Source organism: Aeromicrobium sp., from assembly GCF_050700635.1.
In the GTDB taxonomy this organism is placed as follows: domain Bacteria; phylum Actinomycetota; class Actinomycetes; order Propionibacteriales; family Nocardioidaceae; genus Aeromicrobium.
Genome location: NZ_JBOHDT010000120.1, coordinates 1 through 16076, shown reverse-complemented (window position 1 = coordinate 16076; position 16076 = coordinate 1). Strand labels below are relative to the sequence as shown.

Annotated in this window: 18 protein-coding genes and 1 pseudogene; 9 read left to right on the top strand and 10 right to left on the bottom strand. The window is 68.0% G+C overall.

The genetic code is table 11. The features are described from left to right. Window positions 1-375 precede the first annotated feature (375 nt). Genes ACRDPN_RS09825 through ACRDPN_RS09815 form a run of 3 tightly spaced genes read left to right on the top strand, consistent with a single transcriptional unit; the run spans window position 376 to window position 1919 of the window. A complete protein-coding gene (locus ACRDPN_RS09825) occupies window positions 376-813 on the top strand; it encodes a VOC family protein (protein ID WP_431447269.1) in 438 nt (145 codons plus the stop codon). A 54-nt stretch (window positions 814-867) separates the two neighbouring features. Then, a complete protein-coding gene (locus ACRDPN_RS09820; RefSeq protein ID WP_431447268.1) occupies window positions 868-1302 on the top strand; it encodes an SRPBCC family protein in 435 nt (144 codons plus the stop codon). Further along, window positions 1299-1919: a TetR/AcrR family transcriptional regulator gene (locus tag ACRDPN_RS09815; RefSeq protein ID WP_431447267.1), complete on the top strand. Its 621-nt coding sequence runs from the start codon at window positions 1299-1301 to the stop codon at window positions 1917-1919. The genes ACRDPN_RS09820 and ACRDPN_RS09815 overlap by 4 nt, the downstream gene beginning before the upstream one ends. Window positions 1920-1934: 15 nt before the next feature. On the opposite strand, the gene ACRDPN_RS09810 is transcribed toward ACRDPN_RS09815, so the two are convergent. The 3 genes from ACRDPN_RS09810 to ACRDPN_RS09800 form a co-directional block, all read right to left on the bottom strand. Further along, the gene (locus ACRDPN_RS09810) at window positions 1935-2384 is read right to left on the bottom strand and encodes an NYN domain-containing protein (protein WP_431447266.1); all 450 of its coding nucleotides are present in this window, start codon (window positions 2382-2384) and stop codon (window positions 1935-1937) included. Window positions 2385-2524: 140 nt separating this feature from the next. Then, window positions 2525-3622 carry an NAD(P)H-dependent flavin oxidoreductase gene (locus ACRDPN_RS09805; protein ID WP_431447265.1) on the bottom strand — a complete coding sequence of 366 codons (1098 nt, stop codon included), beginning with the start codon at window positions 3620-3622 and terminating at the stop codon, window positions 2525-2527. Continuing rightward, window positions 3622-5271, bottom strand: coding sequence for an acyl-CoA synthetase (locus ACRDPN_RS09800; RefSeq protein ID WP_431447264.1), 1650 nt, complete (start codon window positions 5269-5271; stop codon window positions 3622-3624). Before ACRDPN_RS09800 ends, ACRDPN_RS09805 begins: the two co-directional genes overlap by 1 nt. A gap of 46 nt (window positions 5272-5317) precedes the next feature. On the opposite strand from ACRDPN_RS09800, the gene ACRDPN_RS09795 reads away from it, so the two are divergent. Further along, window positions 5318-6127, top strand: a complete 810-nt coding sequence (locus ACRDPN_RS09795) for a crotonase/enoyl-CoA hydratase family protein (RefSeq protein WP_431447263.1) — start codon at window positions 5318-5320, stop codon at window positions 6125-6127. 4 nt (window positions 6128-6131) lie between these two features. On the opposite strand, the gene sigJ is transcribed toward ACRDPN_RS09795, so the two are convergent. Next, complete coding sequence (sigJ, locus tag ACRDPN_RS09790) at window positions 6132-6989, bottom strand: RNA polymerase sigma factor SigJ (RefSeq protein ID WP_431447262.1); 858 nt, start codon at window positions 6987-6989, stop codon at window positions 6132-6134. Window positions 6990-7148: 159 nt separating this feature from the next. On the opposite strand from sigJ, the gene ACRDPN_RS09785 reads away from it, so the two are divergent. Then, window positions 7149-7496 (top strand): DoxX family protein, encoded by a 348-nt coding sequence (locus ACRDPN_RS09785; protein WP_431447261.1) that lies wholly within the window; start codon window positions 7149-7151, stop codon window positions 7494-7496. 12 nt (window positions 7497-7508) lie between these two features. Here the strand turns inward: ACRDPN_RS09785 and fadD8 are convergent, their stop codons facing one another. Genes fadD8 through ACRDPN_RS09770 form a run of 3 tightly spaced genes read right to left on the bottom strand, consistent with a single transcriptional unit; the run spans window position 7509 to window position 10412 of the window. Continuing rightward, the gene (fadD8, locus tag ACRDPN_RS09780) at window positions 7509-9077 is read right to left on the bottom strand and encodes a fatty-acid--CoA ligase FadD8 (protein WP_431447260.1); all 1569 of its coding nucleotides are present in this window, start codon (window positions 9075-9077) and stop codon (window positions 7509-7511) included. Window positions 9078-9086: 9 nt separating this feature from the next. Further along, window positions 9087-9935, bottom strand: coding sequence for an SDR family oxidoreductase (locus ACRDPN_RS09775; RefSeq protein ID WP_431447259.1), 849 nt, complete (start codon window positions 9933-9935; stop codon window positions 9087-9089). A 24-nt stretch (window positions 9936-9959) separates the two neighbouring features. Beyond that, window positions 9960-10412, bottom strand: a complete 453-nt coding sequence (locus ACRDPN_RS09770) for a nuclear transport factor 2 family protein (RefSeq protein WP_431447258.1) — start codon at window positions 10410-10412, stop codon at window positions 9960-9962. 47 nt (window positions 10413-10459) lie between these two features. Here ACRDPN_RS09770 and ACRDPN_RS09765 point away from each other — a divergent pair, with 47 nt between their 5' ends. From ACRDPN_RS09765 to ACRDPN_RS09755, 3 genes are read left to right on the top strand one after another with little or no spacing between them, the layout of a single operon-like run. Further along, window positions 10460-11419, top strand: a complete 960-nt coding sequence (locus ACRDPN_RS09765) for a Zn-ribbon domain-containing OB-fold protein (protein ID WP_431447257.1) — start codon at window positions 10460-10462, stop codon at window positions 11417-11419. Further along, complete coding sequence (locus ACRDPN_RS09760; RefSeq protein ID WP_431447256.1) at window positions 11416-12465, top strand: thiolase domain-containing protein; 1050 nt, start codon at window positions 11416-11418, stop codon at window positions 12463-12465. Before ACRDPN_RS09765 ends, ACRDPN_RS09760 begins: the two co-directional genes overlap by 4 nt. Beyond that, window positions 12465-13631, top strand: a complete 1167-nt coding sequence (locus ACRDPN_RS09755; protein ID WP_431447255.1) for a thiolase domain-containing protein — start codon at window positions 12465-12467, stop codon at window positions 13629-13631. Before ACRDPN_RS09760 ends, ACRDPN_RS09755 begins: the two co-directional genes overlap by 1 nt. Before the next feature lie 2 nt (window positions 13632-13633). On the opposite strand, the gene ACRDPN_RS09750 is transcribed toward ACRDPN_RS09755, so the two are convergent. The 3 genes from ACRDPN_RS09750 to ACRDPN_RS09740 all read right to left on the bottom strand — a co-directional run bounded on the left by ACRDPN_RS09750 (window position 13634) and on the right by ACRDPN_RS09740 (window position 15587). Beyond that, the gene (locus ACRDPN_RS09750; RefSeq protein ID WP_431447254.1) at window positions 13634-14038 is read right to left on the bottom strand and encodes a type II toxin-antitoxin system VapC family toxin; all 405 of its coding nucleotides are present in this window, start codon (window positions 14036-14038) and stop codon (window positions 13634-13636) included. After that, window positions 14035-14280: an AbrB/MazE/SpoVT family DNA-binding domain-containing protein gene (locus ACRDPN_RS09745; protein ID WP_431447253.1), complete on the bottom strand. Its 246-nt coding sequence runs from the start codon at window positions 14278-14280 to the stop codon at window positions 14035-14037. The genes ACRDPN_RS09750 and ACRDPN_RS09745 overlap by 4 nt, the downstream gene beginning before the upstream one ends. A 62-nt stretch (window positions 14281-14342) precedes the next feature. Continuing rightward, window positions 14343-15587, bottom strand: coding sequence for a cytochrome P450 (locus ACRDPN_RS09740; protein ID WP_431447252.1), 1245 nt, complete (start codon window positions 15585-15587; stop codon window positions 14343-14345). Between the two features lie 112 nt (window positions 15588-15699). On the opposite strand from ACRDPN_RS09740, the pseudogene ACRDPN_RS09735 reads away from it, so the two are divergent. Continuing rightward, window positions 15700-16076 (top strand): annotated as a pseudogene (locus ACRDPN_RS09735) (steroid 3-ketoacyl-CoA thiolase); the annotation flags it as partial.

Below are 16076 nucleotides of genomic sequence, written 5' to 3'. Positions count from 1 at the left end.
GCACCGCGACGAACAAAGTGCTCCATCGCGAGCTCACCGCGGCCGGGATCACCGACGTCACCTGGACTCGCGAGGAGCGTGGAACGCGCTACCTGCCGTGAGACGAGCCACTCGGATCAGGGCGCACGAGTCGGCGCGTGTCGCCAACCGTGGTCGGGTGCGACTCGGCTGCCGTCCCTCACCGGGCATCCATGCGGACAGGTCTTGTAGGACCCTATCCCAGCGGCTACTGGCCTTGGCCTTGCCCGGCTTTGCGCCGTGGTGTCCTGTGACTGACGCGACCCCGATCTTGCGAAATGCTCTTGGGCCCGGGTGATCGAGAACCGGCAGCCCACGTACCTGAGCGAATCGCCCTGACTCGATAGCGTGCATCGCATGCCCATCAAACTTGAGAACGTCGGCATCGCCGTCCGCGACCTCGAAGCGACGATCGCCTTCTTCACCGACCTCGGCCTGACCGTCCTCGGCCGCGACACGGTCAGTGGCGAGTGGACCGACACCGCCGTCGGTCTCGACGGCAACCACGCCAACATCGCCATGCTCCAGACGCCAGACGGCAATGGTCGCCTCGAGCTCTTCGAGTACATCCACCCCGACGCGATCGAGACGAAGCCCACCCGGCCCAACGAGATCGGCATGCACCGTGTCGCCTTCTCAGTCGATGACATCGACGAAGCCCTCGAGATCGCGGCGAGGCACGGGTGCCGCCCGTTGCGCGGCGTGGCGACCTACAGGGACGTCTACAAGCTCACCTATGTCCGCGGTCCCAGCGGCATCCTCGTAATGCTCGCCGAGGAGCTGAAGAAGAGCTGACCGCGGGTCGGTGCGCAGGGGTGTGACCACCTCGCCCGATGTACCATCTGGTACATGAGGCGATTCTTCAACATCAGCAGGCATATCGAGGCGCCGGCCCAACAGGTCTGGGAAGTGCTCAGCGACATCGCTCGGTGGCCTGAGTGGACCCCGGCGGTCGACAGCGTCGAGCGCCTTGACGACGGCCCGCTCCAGGTCGGCTCGCGCGTCAAGGTCCGCCAGCCCAAGTTGCCCCAGGCGCTGTGGGAGGTGACCGAGGTGGTCGACGGTCGGAGCTTCACCTGGGAGGCCAAGGGACCCGGGATGAAAACGGTGGGCCGACACCGGGTCGTCCCCGACGCCGCCGGATCCAAGTTCATCCTCGGCATCGAGCAGACCGGCTCGATGGGCGCCGTCGCTGCCCTGGTGTGGCGCCGGCTCACCCAGCGCTACATCGAACTCGAGGCCGAGAGCCTGGACCGGCGCGTCACCCGCACACCGGCCGCATGACGCAGCCGGCTGCACACAACGTGCGCCCGACGCCGCGCGAACGTCTTCTCGACGCTGCGATCGACCATTTCGGTCACAACGGCATCGGCGACACGAGCCTGCGCGGGATTGCCGAGGCGGTGGGCACCAGCCACCGGATGCTGATCTACCACTTCGGTTCGCGCGAGGGGCTGCTCGCCGCGGTCACGCGTGAGGTGGAGGAACGGCAGCGCGCGGTGATGACCGCGACCTACGCCGCCGGACTACCGCCCCTTGAGGCGGCGGCCAGGTACTGGGAGGAGACCGCCGAGGCGACCATGCGCTACGGGCCGTTGTTCTTCGAGCTCGCGGCACACGCCATGCAGGGCAAGGAGCACGCCGCCATCCTCCGCGACGAGCTCATTGCAGCCTGGCTACCTTCGGTCACCCACCTCTGTCGGGCGATCGGGATACCTGAGAACCAGGCCGGCACCCATGCGCGCCTCGCCCTCGCCGCCGCCCGCGGACTGCTCCTGGACCTGCTCGTCAGCGGCGAGCGTGACAGCGTCGCACGAGCCGCGGATCTCCTCAATCGCCTGCTCCTGCTCTCCGCGGAGGTCGGGGGAGCCGGCGCGGACCGCCGACGCCCGGCACGATGACACTGCTGCCTCGGCTCAGGAGCGGTGTTTGCCGGGGTTGCTGACGGACGCGTCGGTCAGGGTCGATGCGTCGATGAACTCGTCGCAAGCGGCCCTGAGGGTGTGTGGGGTTCTTGCTGGGCCAACGACCAGGACATGGAGTCCTGCTGCGCGGAGGCGGTCGACCAGCGGGAGGCTGGATCCCAGATCGCCGACGACGGCGACCGCGTCCACCGCGGACTCACGAGCGATGTCGACGGCGTCGATGGTGAGAGCGACCAGAGCTTGCTCGGGATGATGGCCTGCGAAGTGATGGACCGGCTGGATGCCGTGTCGTCGCAACTTGGCAAACCACGGCCTCAGGTCCTGTTTGGTCCAATCCGCGAATGCCCGGCGGACGGAGACGACGCCGTAGCCAGACAGCAGCTCGAACAGTGCATCAGCGGCACCCGGATCGGTGCTCCCCGCATCAATCAGCACTGCCATCCGGAGGAGCGGATTATCGCCCAATCTGTCCCCCTCCCGGGGTGAGGCTGGTGGGTCGATCGTAGGGCACGACCGTCCTGGCGGCCGGGCCGTTCGCCTTTCCGACGCGCGCGTTGAGGAACGCGGCTGGATGCGTCGTTCTAGAGGCCGGCGAGGCGGGCGACCGTCTCGTCGTACTCGCGGATCAGGTCAGCCATCACGTCGGCGACCGTCCGCACCTCATTCATCGAGCCGACGATCTGACCGACCGGCATCGAGATCGCGTCCGGGTTGTTGGCCGCGTTCAGCCGGTTGTGCGCATCGGCCACGAGCAGGTTCTGCAGCGGCATCGGGAGCGGCGTGGGCGCGTCCTCGTCATCCCATGCTTGGGTCCACTTGGTCTTGAGCAGCCGGGCCGGCTTGCCCGTGTAGATGCGGGTGCGCACCGTGTCGGCGCTGGATGCGCGCAGGAACGCCTCGGTCATCGCTGTGTTGGTGTTGAGGTTCTTGTACTCCTCGGTGGTCAGCCACACCGACCCGGTCCAGACGCCCTGCGCTCCCAGTGCGAGCGAGGCCGCCACCTGGCGGCCGCGGCCGATGCCGCCGGCGCCCAGCACCGGGATGTCGGGCCCGACCGCATCCACGATCTCCGGGGTCAGCACCATGCTGGCGATCTCACCGGTGTGGCCGCCGGCTTCGTAGCCCTGGGCGACGATGACGTCGACGCCGTTCGCCACGTGGGACAACGCGTGCTTCGCCGCTCCGGCCAGCGCCGCCACCTGCACACCCTGCTCGTGGGCCTGCTCGATGACGTCCGCCGGAGGCGAGCCGAGTGCGTTTGCGATCAGGACCGGGCGGTGGCCCAGAGCCACGTCGACGTGTGAGCGGGCGACCGAGTGCAGCCAGCCCAAGACGCCCTCGCGGCCCTCGCCCTCCGGCAGCGGCGGTACCCCGAGCTTCTGCAGAGTTCGCTCGACGAAGGTGATGTGCTCGGGCGGGATCATCGCCTGCAGATCGCCTGGCGTGCCCTCGGTCGGCACGTTCATCGGCATGACCACGTCGACGCCGTAGGGCTTCCCGTCCGTGTTCTCGTCGAGCCAGTCGAGGGCTTTGTCGAGCTCCTCGGCCTCGTTGAACCGGACAGCGCCCAGCACGCCCAGGCCGCCGGCCTTGGAGACAGCGGCGGCGACGTGCTCGGACGGGGTGAACGCGAAGATCGGGACGTCGATCCCGAACCGTTCGCAGAGCTCAGTACGCATCAGCCGACTCCTCGGCGGGGCGCATCAGCGACAGCTCCTCGATGGGCGTCATCGGCCAGCTTCTTGGCAGCCGGATAGTTCGCCTTGCCTGTGGCGGTACGGGGGATCTCGTCCACGTAGGCGACCGAGCGGGGCAACTTGTAGCCGGAGAGCAATGGACGGAGGTGGGCGCGGAGATCCTCCAGGGTGGGTGGCGCATCCGATCTCGACTGGACCACGGCCGACACGTGCTGGCCCCACCTGTCGTCGTTGACGCCGACCACGAGCGCGTCGTACACGTCGGGATGACCCTTGAGCGCCATCTCGACCTCCTCGGGGTAGACCTTCTCGCCCCCGGTGTTGATGCAGTTGGAGCCGCGGCCGAGGAGGGTCACCTTGCCGTCTGCCTCAATGCGCGCGAAGTCGCCGGGGACGGAGTAGCGCACACCGTCCGCCTCGATGAACGTGCGCGCCGACTTCTCCGGGTCGCGGTAGTAGCCCAGCGGGACGCTGCCGGAGCGGGCGAGCCGGCCGACGGCGCCGACGGCAGAGGCGTCGATCACCTGGTTCTGATCGTCCAGCACGGCGGTCTCCGCGCCGAGCGCGACGACGGGTCCCTCCCCCTGGATGTTGTCGCTGTCCTGCAGCCCGGTGCCGGAGAACCCGGTCTCCGACGATCCGACCGAGTCGGTGAAGAAGGCGTTGGGGAACGCCTTCATCCAGCTCTCCTTCACCGGCCTGCTGAAGATCGCGGCGCTGCTGGCCACCGCCACCAGCGAGCTGCCGTCAAAGTTGCCGGCCTCGTAGGCCTCGATCAGCGGGCGCGCCATCGCGTCGCCGGTCATGAAGATCAGCTGCACCTTTTCGCGCTCGATGATCCGCCAGGTCTGCTCCGCGTCGAACGTCGGCTCGAGGATGGTGAGGTGGCCGGCGAAGAGGTGCATCAGCATCGCCGCCTGGGCACCGCCGTGCATGAGCGGGCTGAGTGGGAAGGTCACCATCGGCTCACTGGTCTCGGCCTGCTTGGACTGGGTGTACTCCTCGATCCGCTCACCGGTCATGAAGTCGATGCCGCCGCCGAGGACCCGCCAGAAGTCCTCATGGCGCCACATCACACCCTTGGGAAAACCGGTGGTGCCGCCGGTGTAGACGATGTAGAGGTCGTCGCCGCTGCGCACCTCGAAGTCGCGCTCGGCACTCTGCCCGGCGAGCGCCTCGTCCCAGGCGATCCCGCTGTACGGCGTGATGTCGGCCTGGTTGTCGGGTTGGATCGGGTCGGGCATCACCACGATCGTGGCGAGCTTGGCGTGCTTGGGCGCGGTGCGGGCCACCAGGTCGGCATACGGCCGCTCGTGCAGAAGCGCGACCATGTCGGAGTTCTCGATGAGGTAGTCGAGCTCGGCCTCGACGTACCGGTAGTTCACGTTGATCGCGACGGCGCGGATCTTGAAGATGGCGAGCAGGGCCACGACGTGCTCGACGCTGTTCTTCGCGTAGATCCCGACGTGCTCGCCCGGGCCGATGCCCCGCGACGCGAGGAAGTGCGCCAGCTGGTTGGCCTGCTCCTCCAGCTCGGTGTAGCTCACCTTGCGGGAGCCGACCTGGATGATCGGTCGGTCAGGTACGACGTCAACGGCGTGCTCGAACAAGTCGGCGATGTTCAGTGGCATGACCCTAAGACTAGAACACGTTCTCATTCTTGACTACGCTGCCGTCATGCCAGAGATGTCAGACACCGCCAACGCTGCCCACTGCCTGGTCGAGCTCCAGGACCGCACCCTGGTCGTCACGATGAACCGTCCCGAGGCCCGCAACGCGCTGTCCGCGGAGATGCTGGCCCTCATGAGTGACGCCTGGGACCGGGCGAACTCAGATCCTGACGTCTTGGTGGTGATCCTGACGGGCGCCGGTGGGTCATTCTGCGCCGGTGCCGACCTGAAGGCGATGTCGTCCACGGCGCCGTCGGACCGGTTCGAGTCCGGCGAGTTCGACCCGTCCTTCATCAAGTCCCTGCTCAAGGGTTACCGGGTGACCAAGCCGCTCATCGCGGCCGTCGAGGGTCCGGCGATCGCCGGCGGCACCGAGATCCTGCAGGCCACGGACATCCGGGTTGCCGGCGAGTCCGCGCGGTTCGGGGTCTCCGAGCCGAAGTGGGGGCTCTACCCCCTGGGCGGTTCGGCGGTGCGGCTCCCCCGCCAGCTGCCGTACACGGTCGCCGCCGACCTGCTCCTCACCGGGCGGCACATCAAGGCTCCGGAGGCCAAGGAGATCGGCCTGATCGGGCACGTCGTGCCCGACGGTCAGGCGCTCACCAAGGCATACGAGATCGCCGGCATGATCGCCGCGAACGGACCGCTCGCCGTCCAGGCGGTTCTCAAGACCATCCGCGACTCCGAGGGCAAGCACGAGGACGAGTGCTGGAAGGCGGACGCCGAGGTCGGCGCAGCCGTCTTCGCCTCCGAGGACGCCAAGGAGGGCCCCCGCGCGTTCGCCGAGAAGCGGGCGCCCGAGTTCAAGGGCCGCTGACGGTTCACTCGAGCACGGCGGAGAGGTCGAGGTCGGCCAGACGCTCGGGATCGCCGAGGACGTCGATGGCGACGATCTTGGCATCGGTGACGGTGAACGCCATCACGACCTGGACCTGACCGCGCGGCGCGACCACCACTCCCGGCACGCCGTTGACCAGCACTGGGCGCACGAACGGCGCGAGCTGGGACGTCAGGCGGGCCTGGGCGGCCACCTGTTCCGCACCGTGAATCGTCAGGGTGAGCTGCGGGCGTGCGGTGCCGCCGTCGGAGCGGAGCACCACGTCGGGATGCAGGACCGACACCAACGCCTCGAAGTCGCCGTCGCGGGCCGCCGCGAAGAACGCGCCCACGACTTCTCGCTGTCGAGACAGGTCCGGATCGGGATCCGGCGCCTGACCCCGGACGCGTCGACGTGCACGGCTGGCGAGCTTGCGTGTCGCCTCGGGAGTGCGGTCGAGCACCGTAGCGATGTCGTCGAACGGCACACCGAACGTGTCGTGCAGGACGAACGCGAGCCGCTCGGCCGGCGACAGCGACTCCAGCACGACGAGCAGCGCCAGGCCCACCCCGTCGGCCATGAGCGCCGATTCCTCCGGACCCACGCCGTCCTCCGGACTGATGATCGGGTCGGGCACGTGGACCTCCCGCCGTTGGCGACGTGAGCGGAGCTGGTCGAGGCACACCCGGGCGACCACGGTGGTCAACCAGGCGCCCATGTTCTCCACCGCGGCCGTGTCGGAGCGACTCACCCGCAACCAAGCGTCCTGGAGGGCGTCATCGGCATCGGCTGACGAGCCGAGCATCCGGTACGCCACCGCGCGAAGCTGCGAACGGTGCTTCTCGAATTCGCCCTCGGTCACCACGGCCAGTCCATTCCCTGCGTGTTTCATGTCTAGTCGACGGTTCAAACGCCAGGAATGTGACCGACCAGACACGGGAACCGGTCACATCTCGGCTGCGCGGCGAGTCGAAGGGGTGAGAGGCGGTCAACGGGATCGCCCCACCGAGAGGACTGTTCAATGAACGTCGTCACCACTGTTGTCGTGATCGTCGCCGCCGCCTGGGTCGGCTTCTCCGCCTATGCCATCTGGACCAAGAAGGCCTTCGTGGTGGAAAACATCTCTGCCTACGGGGTGCCAGAACGCTGGTGGCCCTGGCTCGGTACCGCCAAGGCTCTGGGTGCCATCGGCTTGCTGACCGGACTGTTCGTCCCGGTCATCGGCATCGCCGCCGCTGTTGGCTTGGTCCTGTACTTCCTGGGCGCGGTCATCACCGTGGTCCGAGCCCACGCCTACAGCCACGTTCCGTTCCCGCTGCTCTACCTCACCCCGGCCGTGGCCGCCGGCTGGCTCATCGCGGCAGCCTGACCTCTCTGGAGGTCAGCCGACGCTTCGCTCTCCGGTCCAGAACTGCGCCCTGAGGGCCTTCTTGTCCGGTTTGCCCAGAGGGGTGAGGGGCAGGGAGTCCGCGACGATGACCTGCTTCGGCGACTGGACAGAACCCTTGCGCTCTTTCACCGACGCCTGGATCTCCTCGGTCAGTCGAGTGAGCGACACCTCGTCGCGCTCCGTGTCAGGGCGGAGCACGACGACCGCCGTGACGGCTTCGCCGAACTTCTCGTGCGGTGTCCCGATCACCCCGACCTGGGCGACGGCCGGGTGCTCGGCGATCACGTCCTCGACCTCGCGCGGGAAGACGTTGAAGCCACCGCTGACGATCATGTCCTTGACGCGGTCGACGATGTACCAGAAGCCGTCCGCGTCCTCGCGGGCGACGTCGCCAGTGTGCAACCACCCGTCACGGAACGCCTCCGCGGTTTCCTCGGGCTTGTTCCAGTAGCCCCCGGCGAGCACCGGCCCGGCGACACAGATCTCGCCCGGCTGCCCCGGATTCACAGGCTGGCCGTCCTCGCCGAGCAGCGCCGTGCGGAGGAAGGCGCTCGGGCGTCCGCAGCTGGCGAGCCTTTCGGGCGTGTGGTCGGCCTTGGCGAGGTAGGAGATCACCATCGGGCACTCGGACTGGCCGAAGTACTGGGAGAAGATCAGGCCGAAGCGGTCGATCGCCTCCGCCAGCCTGGTCGGGTTGATCGCCGCGGCGCCGTAGTAGACGGTCTCCAGGCTGGACAGATCGCGGCTCTGCGAGTCCGGATGGTCCATCAGCGCGTAGAGCATGCTCGGCACAAGCATCGTCGCGGTGATCCGTTCCTCCTCGATGGTGCGCAAGACGGTCGCCGGGTCGAACCCGGGCAGCACCACGAGTCGTCCTCCCTTGGCCACCGTCGGCGCGAAGAACGCCGCGCCGGCATGGGACAGCGGCGTGCAGATGAGGAACGACGGCGCATCGGGCCACTCCCACTCGGCCAGCTGCACCTGGGTCATCGCGGCGATGCTCGCCGCCGTGCCGATCACACCCTTGGGCTTGCCGGTGGTGCCTCCTGTGTACGTGACGCCGACGACGTGGTCGGGTGCGAGCTCCTTCGCGACCAGCGGCTGGGCGTCGTACGTCGCAGCCTTCTCGGCGAGGTCGTCGATGGTGATCACGGTCTCCAGTGCGGGGACCTTCTCCCGCAGCGCCTCGGCCCGCTCCAGGAATGCGGGCACGTTGTCGACGATCAGCGCGATGGCGCCCGCGTCCTCGAGCACGTAGGCGTGGTCGTCGAGGGATCCGAGCGGGTGCAACGCCGTACGCCGATAGCCCTGCGTCTGCCCCGCGCCGATGAGGAACAGCACCTCCGGCCGATTGGCGGCCAGCAGACCGACCGCAGCACCGGTGCCGGCACCCAGCTCCTCCAGGGCCCGCACGTAGCGGCTCATCTGGTCGGCCATCTCCTGACCGGTGATGCTCCGGTCGCCAAGCTGGAGCACGGACGCGTCGCGGTGCCGCCGGAGCGAGTGCAGCAGCATTTGCCCCGAGTGCGGGCCGCGGTAGATGTCCCTGTCGAGTGTCACCGCCATGTCCTACCGAGCTCCCTTGCCCGGACCCTTGAAGCGGGGATTGTCCTCGAAGTCGACGGCGTCGCCCTCCTCCGGCCCGGTGGACTTGATCGTCACACCTCCGTCGACGTCCAGGATCGTGCCGTTGACGTACGACGCCGCCTCCGAGGCGAGGAAGAGCGCCGCGTCCGCGATGTCGTCGTGCGTCCCCCAGCGGCGGAGCGGCACCCCCTCCGTGATGCGCTCCTTGATCCCCGGCATCGACGCGATGACGTTGTCCATGCCCCAGGTGTCCTCGATGGGGCCGGGGCTGAGGCCGTTCACGCGCACGCCCGCGGGGCCCCACTCGATCGCGAGGCACTTGAGCAGCATGTTGACTGCGGCCTTCGCCGCGCAGACGTGGCTCTGGAAGGGGAGCGGCTTCACCGCTTCCGGCGCCGTGATCGCGATCAGCGACGCACCCGGCCTCCGCAGGTGCTCGAAGCTCGCGCGGAAGAGGTTGAACGTGCCTTGGAGATCGATGTCGACGACGGACTTGAAGGCGTTGTCCGACATTCCCAGTGCGGGCGCGTAGAAGTTTCCGGCCTGGCCCGCGATGACGATGTCGAGCCCGCCGAACGTCTCGGCCGTCTCCTTCATCGTCTCGGCGACGCGGGCATAGTCGCGGACGTCGGCCGGGAGCCCGAGGGCCTCGCCGCCCGCCTCGCGGATCTCCTTCGCGGCCGAGGCGCACCGCTCCTCATTGCGACTCATCACGGCGACCTTCGCGCCCTGGGCCGCGTAGCGCTTGGCGATGGCGAGGTTGAAGCCGCGCGTCCCGCCCGCGACGTAGGCAACCTTGCCTTCCAGGATGTTCGTGCCGAAGACGCCCATGCGATTCCCTTCTGTCGCCCGAGTTCAGGCCTTGGTGAATGTCGCCATCGTCCGCTCGGGCTCCCAGTAGGCCTTCATCGAGGCCACCCGGCCGTCATCGTCCACGACGTACACCATGATCAGCTCGGTCGTGGTGTGACTGCCGTCGGCGAACGACGTCCGGATCCGTCCGATGTTGGCGCAGGTGTTGCCCTCGGGGTTGGCGAACGAGTCGTTGATCTCGAACTCGAAGCGCTCGATCGGCGCGATCGCGAGGTTCCAGAACGCCCGGATCCCGTCGTGGCCGCGGTGACCCTTGCCGTCGGGGTCGAACATCGACGGCCCGACCGGGTCCTCGATCACCGCGTCCTCGGCGTATACCGTGAGCCACTCCTCCAGGTCCCCCTTGGCCACCGCAGAGTAGGAGCGTTGCGAGGCGGCGCGGGCCGGGTGTTCGTCGTTCGGTGCGTTCCAGTTGATGGCGTCCGACGTGATCATGCGTCCGATACTAGAACACGTTCTACTTCAAATGCTAGGTTGGCCGCATGGGCGAACCCAGAACGCTGCACGCTCCCTTCAACGTCGAGTTCGACTACACCCGATCACTCGGGGCCACCCTGTCGGAGTTCATGACCGGCCTCAGACGCCGACAGATCCTCGGCGGCGTGCTCTCTGACGGATCGGTGGCCGTGCCCCCTCCCGAGTACGACACACACACGCTCGATCCGGTCACCGAGCTGGTACCGGTCGGCGACGAGGGAGTGGTGCAGAGCTGGGCCTGGGTGCCGGAGCCGGTCCCGGGCCAACCCCTCGACCGACCGTTCGCGTTCGCCCACGTCCTCCTCGACGGAGCCGACCGGCCGCTTCTCCACGCGGTCGCGGTCGACGCGCCCGACCAGGTCGAGACCGGCCTTCGTGTGCGGGTGCGCTGGGCCGAGGAGACCGTCGGGGCGATCACGGACATCCGCTGGTTCGAGCCTCTCGGTGCTGAACCGGCGCCGACGCCGGACCGCGCCGACGGAGAGCCGGTGACCGGGATCGTCTCCCCGGTGCACCTCAGCTACGACTTCGCAGCATCGTCCGAGGAGTCGGCCTTCTTCCGGGGACTCGCCGACGGCAGGATCCTCGGTCAGCGGTGCCCGGTGTGCCACAAGGTCTACGTGCCGCCGCGTGGCGCCTGCCCGGTGGACGGCGTCCCGACGACCGACGAGGTGGAGCTGCCCGACCACGGCACGGTCACGACGTTCTGCATTGTCAACGTGCCGTTCATGGGGCAGAAGATCGAGCCTCCCTACGTGTCGGCGTACGTCCTGCTCGACGGCGCCGACATCGCCTTCCTGCACCTGATTCTCGGCGTGGACGCGGCCGACGTGCGGATGGGCATGCGGGTGGAGGCAGTCTGGAAACCGCGTGAGGAGTGGGGCACGACGATCGAGAACATCAGCCATTTCGAGCCGGCCGGCGAGCCGGACGCCGACTACGAGAGCTACCGGGTGCACCTATGAGAGACGTCGCCGTCGTGGGGTTCGCCCAGCGACAGATGAAGGAGCTGGACGGCTCCCCCACCTGCGTCGAGCTGCTCGTCCCGATCTTCGCCGAGCTGTTCGAGCAGACCGGCTGGACCAAGGACGACATCGGCTTCTGGTGCTCCGGCTCGAGCGACTACCTCGCGGGCCGCTCGTTCTCGTTCGTGTCGGCCGTCGACGCGATCGGCGCGCTGCCACCGGTGATGGAGTCACACGTCGAGATGGACGCCGCGTGGGCGCTCTACGAGGCCTGGGTGAAGATCCAGACCGGTGAGGTCGACAGCGCGCTCGTGTACGGCTTCGGCAAGGCGTCGGCCGGCATCCTACGCCGGACCATGACGCTGCAGCTCGACCCGTACACGGTGACGCCGCTGTGGCCCGACAGCGTGTCGATCGCGGGCATGCAGGCGCGGCTCGGGCTCGACAGCGGGCTCTGGGACGAGAAGGCGATGGCCGAGGTGGTAGCCCGCTCCATGACCGACGCCGCCGGCAACGAGTGGGCGATTCGAAAGGGCGCGACCACCGTCGACGACGTGCTCGGCCAGCCCGTGTATGCCGACCCCTTGCGACGCTGGGACTGCGCGCCGGTCAGCGACGGGGCTGCCGCCATGGTGATCGCCGCCACCGGCAAGGCCCAGACTGCGGACACCGCTTCAGCCTGGATCACCGGCTTCGAGCACCGGATCGAACCGATCGCTCTCAACAGCCGCGACCTCACGGTGTCTGCGAGCACGGCGGCCGCCGGGGCCGCGGCCGGCGTCGATGGGGTCGGCCTGGCCGAGCTGCACGCGCCGTTCTCCCACCAAGAGCTGATCCTCCGGGAGGCACTCGGCCTGGGCGACGACGTCCGGGTGAATCCGTCGGGTGGTGCTCTCACCGCGAACCCGATGTTCAGTGCCGGGCTGAACCGGATCGGGGAGGCGGCACGGCAGGTGTGGTCGGGAGCGTCCCAACGGGCCCTCGCGCACGCCACCTCCGGGCCCGCCCTGCAGCAGAACCTGGTCCTGACGATGGAGGCCCGTTGATGAGCACGCTCGCCGCCGTCATCGGCGTAGGCCAGACCCACCACCGCGCCAAGCGTGAGGACGTGTCCATCGCCGGGCTCCTGCGCGAGGCGGTCGATCGCGCCCTGGCCGACGCCGAGCTGACCTTCGCCGACATCGATGCGGTCGTCGTCGGAAAGGCTCCGGACCTCTTCGAGGGCGTGATGATGCCCGAACTGTACCTCGCGGAGGCGCTCGGAGCATCGGGCAAGCCATTGTTGCGCGTGCACACGGCCGGCTCCGTGGGAGGCTCGACCGCGATCGTCGCTGCCTCGCTGGTCGAGGCCGGGATCCACGAACGCGTGCTGACGGTGGCCTTCGAGAAGCAGTCCGAGTCCAACGCGATGTGGGCGCTGTCGGTGCCGGTGCCGTTCATCATGCCCGTGCACGCTGGGGCCGGAGGCTACTTCGCCCCGCACGTGCGCTCCTACATCCGGCGTTCCTCCGCACCCGACCACGTGGGCGCCGTGGTCGCCGCCAAGGACCGGCAGAACGCCCTCAAGAACCCCTACGCGCACCTGCAGAACCCCGACACCACGGTCGAGTCGGTGCTGGCGTCACAGATGCTCTGGGACCCGATCAGGTACGACGAGACGTGCCCGTCCTCTGACGGCGCGTGCGCCCTGGTGATCGCCTCCGAGGTCGCCGTCGATCGATCCGACATCCGCAACGCCGCCTGGATCCACGGTACCCAGATGCGCAGTGAACCCACCACCGCTGCCGAGCGTGACCAGGTGAACCCTCACGCCGGCCGCGACGCGGCGGCTGCGCTGTGGAAGCAGGCGGGAATCTCCTCGCCGATCGACGAGATCGACTGCGCCGAGATCTACGTGCCGTTCTCGTGGTTCGAGCCGATGTGGCTGGAGAACCTCGGCTTCGCCGAGCAAGGCGACGGCTGGAAGCTCACCGACGCCGGCGAGACCCGGATCGAGGGCCACATCCCGGTGAACATGAGCGGCGGAGTGCTCTCCTCCAACCCTATCGGCGCCAGCGGCATGCTGCGCTTCGGGGAGGCCGCGCTCCAGGTCATGGGCGAGGCCGGCGAGCACCAGGTGGACGGCGCGCGCACGGCCCACGGGCACGCCTACGGCGGCGGCTCCCAGTTCTTCGCCATGTGGGTCGTCGGCGCGGACAAGCCGACGAGCTGACCTCAGATCTGCGTGTAGCGCACCCCGATCAAGTCGTACGCGGCACGAGCCCGGTGATCGCGCGTGAGCAGCTCCAGGTCGTGGTGACGGGCGGTCGCCGCGATCAGAGCGTCGTAGACCGCCCCACCGCGGATGCCGTGACGCGACAGCTCGACGATCAGGTCTTGATGGTCATCGCCCGGAAGCGCCACGGTCATGGTCGCGAGAGTGAGGACGTCTGCAGCGTCCGCCGGGGCGAATCGATGGGGAGCCGGGAAACGAGTGAGCACACTGTAGGACTCCAGCAGCACGTGCGCGCCCAACGCCGTCACTCGGCCAAGGACGGAGCGAGTGTGTGCGTGATCGGGATGCCATCGAATGAGCGCGGGCACCAGGACGCTGGTGTCGCAGGTCGTGCCAGCTGTCACCGACGCGTGGCCTCGATGGTGTCGCGAACGATTTCGTCGGTGAGCGGCGGCAGGTCGTCGATGGGCACGGCGACGGGTAGGCCGTCATGCTCTTCGATCTTCACCCTCGCCGGCGCGACCTCGATCTCGATCCGTCCGTCGGTGAAGACCATGTCGATCTCTCTCCCTGCCTCCAACCCCATGGCGTCGCGGACCGCCTTGGGGACCACGATGCGACCGGCACCGTCAATGGTAATGCGCATGGTAGAAGAATACCATCGGCGAAGAGCGAAGAAGATCGATCCCCGGGCCTAACGGCGCCGGATCAGGCGTACCTGACCGGGAGCTCCTTGATGCCGTTGATCCAGCCGTGGCGGAGGCGCCGGGCTTCGCCCTCCTTGACGATGTCGGGAAGCCGGTCGGCGATCGTGTTGAACATGATCTCGACCTCGAGTCGGGCCAGGTTGGCGCCGATGCAGTAGTGCGCGCCGTGCCCACCGAAGGAGAGGTGCGGATTCGGGTCGCGGGTGATGTCGAACGTCCCGGGGTCGGTGAAGACGTCCTCGTCGTGGTTGGCGCTGGCGTAGTAGAGACCGACGCGCTCGCCCTTCTTGACCTGGACGTCGCCCACCATCACGTCGTTGAGCGCGGTGCGCTGGAATACGGTCACCGGCGTCGCCCAGCGGATCACCTCGTCCACCATCGTCGCCGGTCGCTCGGCCTTCCACAGCTCCCACTGGTCGGGGTGGGCGAAGAACGCGTTCATGCCGTGGGTGATCGCATTGCGGGTGGTCTCGTTGCCGGCCACCGCGAGCATGATCACGAAGTAGCCGAACTCGTCCTCACTGAGCATTCCGTGACCGTCGACGTCGGCGGTGATCAGCTTGGTGATGATGTCGTCCTGCGGGTGCTTCCGCCGTTCCTCGGCGAGGCCCATCGCGTAGACGAGGATCTCTGCAGCAGCCTCGTCGGGACTGTCGACGAAATCGGGGTCGTCGAAGGACATCATCGTGTTGGACCAGTCGAAGAGCTTGCGCCGGTCCTCCTGAGGCACGCCCATCAGGTCGGCGATCGCCTGCAGCGGCAGCTCGGCGGCCACCTCGCTGACGAAGTCACCCGAGCCCTTGGCGATGGCGTCGTCGACGATGGCGTTGGCCCGCTGGACGAGGACATCGTGCTGCGCGTTGATCGAGCGCGGCGTGAAACCACGACTGATGATCTGCCGGATCTTGGTGTGCCCCGGGGGGTCCTGGTTGATCAGCATGATGGTCTGCATCTCGACCTGCTCGCGGGTCATGTCCGGGGCGAACCGGATGATCGCGCCGTTCTCCTGGCTGGAGAAGTCCTTGCTGTTCTTGGACACCGCGGCCACGTCGGCGTGCTTGCTCACCGCCCAGAAGCCCTCGCCGGGGAAGCCGGCGCGCGCTTCCGGCTGCTGCTCGACCCACCAGACCGGGGCCGTCCGCCGCAGCTCCAGGAGCTGCTCGTGCGGGATGCCCGCCTGACAGAGATCGGGGTCGGTCGGGTCGAAACCGGCTGGAACGGCAGGGGCGGCGGGCGTCGTGGTCACATCGAATCCTTCGTTTTCTGTAACACGTTCTACTTATCCTGACATGACTTTCCAAGTTTCGGAAGCCTGCCCCAGCCTTGTGCTGAACGAGAACGTGTTCTAGTTTTGGTCCATGGGCACCCCCGTGATCGTCGATGCCGTCCGCACGCCTGTGGGCAAGAGGAAGGGCGTCCTGGCCGGTCTCCACCCCGCGGTGCTCCTGGGCATGACCCAGGCCGAGGTGATCTCCCGCACCGGCATCGACGCGGATCTGATCGACCAGGTGATCGGCGGCTGCGTGACCCAAGCCGGTGAGCAGTCGAACAACATGGTGCGCCGGGCCTGGATGCACGCCGGACTTCCCAACGCCACTGCCTCCACCGTGATCGACGCGCAGTGCTCGTCGGCACAACAGGCCACCCATCTCGTCCACGCCATGATCGGCGCCGGTCAGATCAAGGCCGGCATCGCCTGCGGCATCGAGTCGATGTCCCGCCTCCAGCTCGGCGC

What these genes read in the sequence shown, in the direction of transcription:
- ACRDPN_RS09765 (WP_431447257.1), top strand. Translation starts at nt 10,460, where the DNA reads ATGGGCGAACCCAGAACGCTGCACGCTCCCTTCAACGTCGAGTTCGAC.
- ACRDPN_RS09805 (WP_431447265.1), bottom strand. Translation starts at nt 3,622, where the DNA reads ATGCGTACTGAGCTCTGCGAACGGTTCGGGATCGACGTCCCGATCTTC.
- ACRDPN_RS09800 (WP_431447264.1), bottom strand. Translation starts at nt 5,271, where the DNA reads ATGCCACTGAACATCGCCGACTTGTTCGAGCACGCCGTTGACGTCGTA.
- ACRDPN_RS09755 (WP_431447255.1), top strand. Translation starts at nt 12,465, where the DNA reads ATGAGCACGCTCGCCGCCGTCATCGGCGTAGGCCAGACCCACCACCGC.
- ACRDPN_RS09825 (WP_431447269.1), top strand. Translation starts at nt 376, where the DNA reads ATGCCCATCAAACTTGAGAACGTCGGCATCGCCGTCCGCGACCTCGAA.
- ACRDPN_RS09775 (WP_431447259.1), bottom strand. Translation starts at nt 9,935, where the DNA reads ATGGGCGTCTTCGGCACGAACATCCTGGAAGGCAAGGTTGCCTACGTC.
- ACRDPN_RS09795 (WP_431447263.1), top strand. Translation starts at nt 5,318, where the DNA reads ATGCCAGAGATGTCAGACACCGCCAACGCTGCCCACTGCCTGGTCGAG.
- ACRDPN_RS09745 (WP_431447253.1), bottom strand. Translation starts at nt 14,280, where the DNA reads ATGCGCATTACCATTGACGGTGCCGGTCGCATCGTGGTCCCCAAGGCG.
- ACRDPN_RS09770 (WP_431447258.1), bottom strand. Translation starts at nt 10,412, where the DNA reads ATGATCACGTCGGACGCCATCAACTGGAACGCACCGAACGACGAACAC.
- ACRDPN_RS09785 (WP_431447261.1), top strand. Translation starts at nt 7,149, where the DNA reads ATGAACGTCGTCACCACTGTTGTCGTGATCGTCGCCGCCGCCTGGGTC.
- ACRDPN_RS09810 (WP_431447266.1), bottom strand. Translation starts at nt 2,384, where the DNA reads ATGGCAGTGCTGATTGATGCGGGGAGCACCGATCCGGGTGCCGCTGAT.
- ACRDPN_RS09760 (WP_431447256.1), top strand. Translation starts at nt 11,416, where the DNA reads ATGAGAGACGTCGCCGTCGTGGGGTTCGCCCAGCGACAGATGAAGGAG.
- ACRDPN_RS09815 (WP_431447267.1), top strand. Translation starts at nt 1,299, where the DNA reads ATGACGCAGCCGGCTGCACACAACGTGCGCCCGACGCCGCGCGAACGT.
- ACRDPN_RS09820 (WP_431447268.1), top strand. Translation starts at nt 868, where the DNA reads ATGAGGCGATTCTTCAACATCAGCAGGCATATCGAGGCGCCGGCCCAA.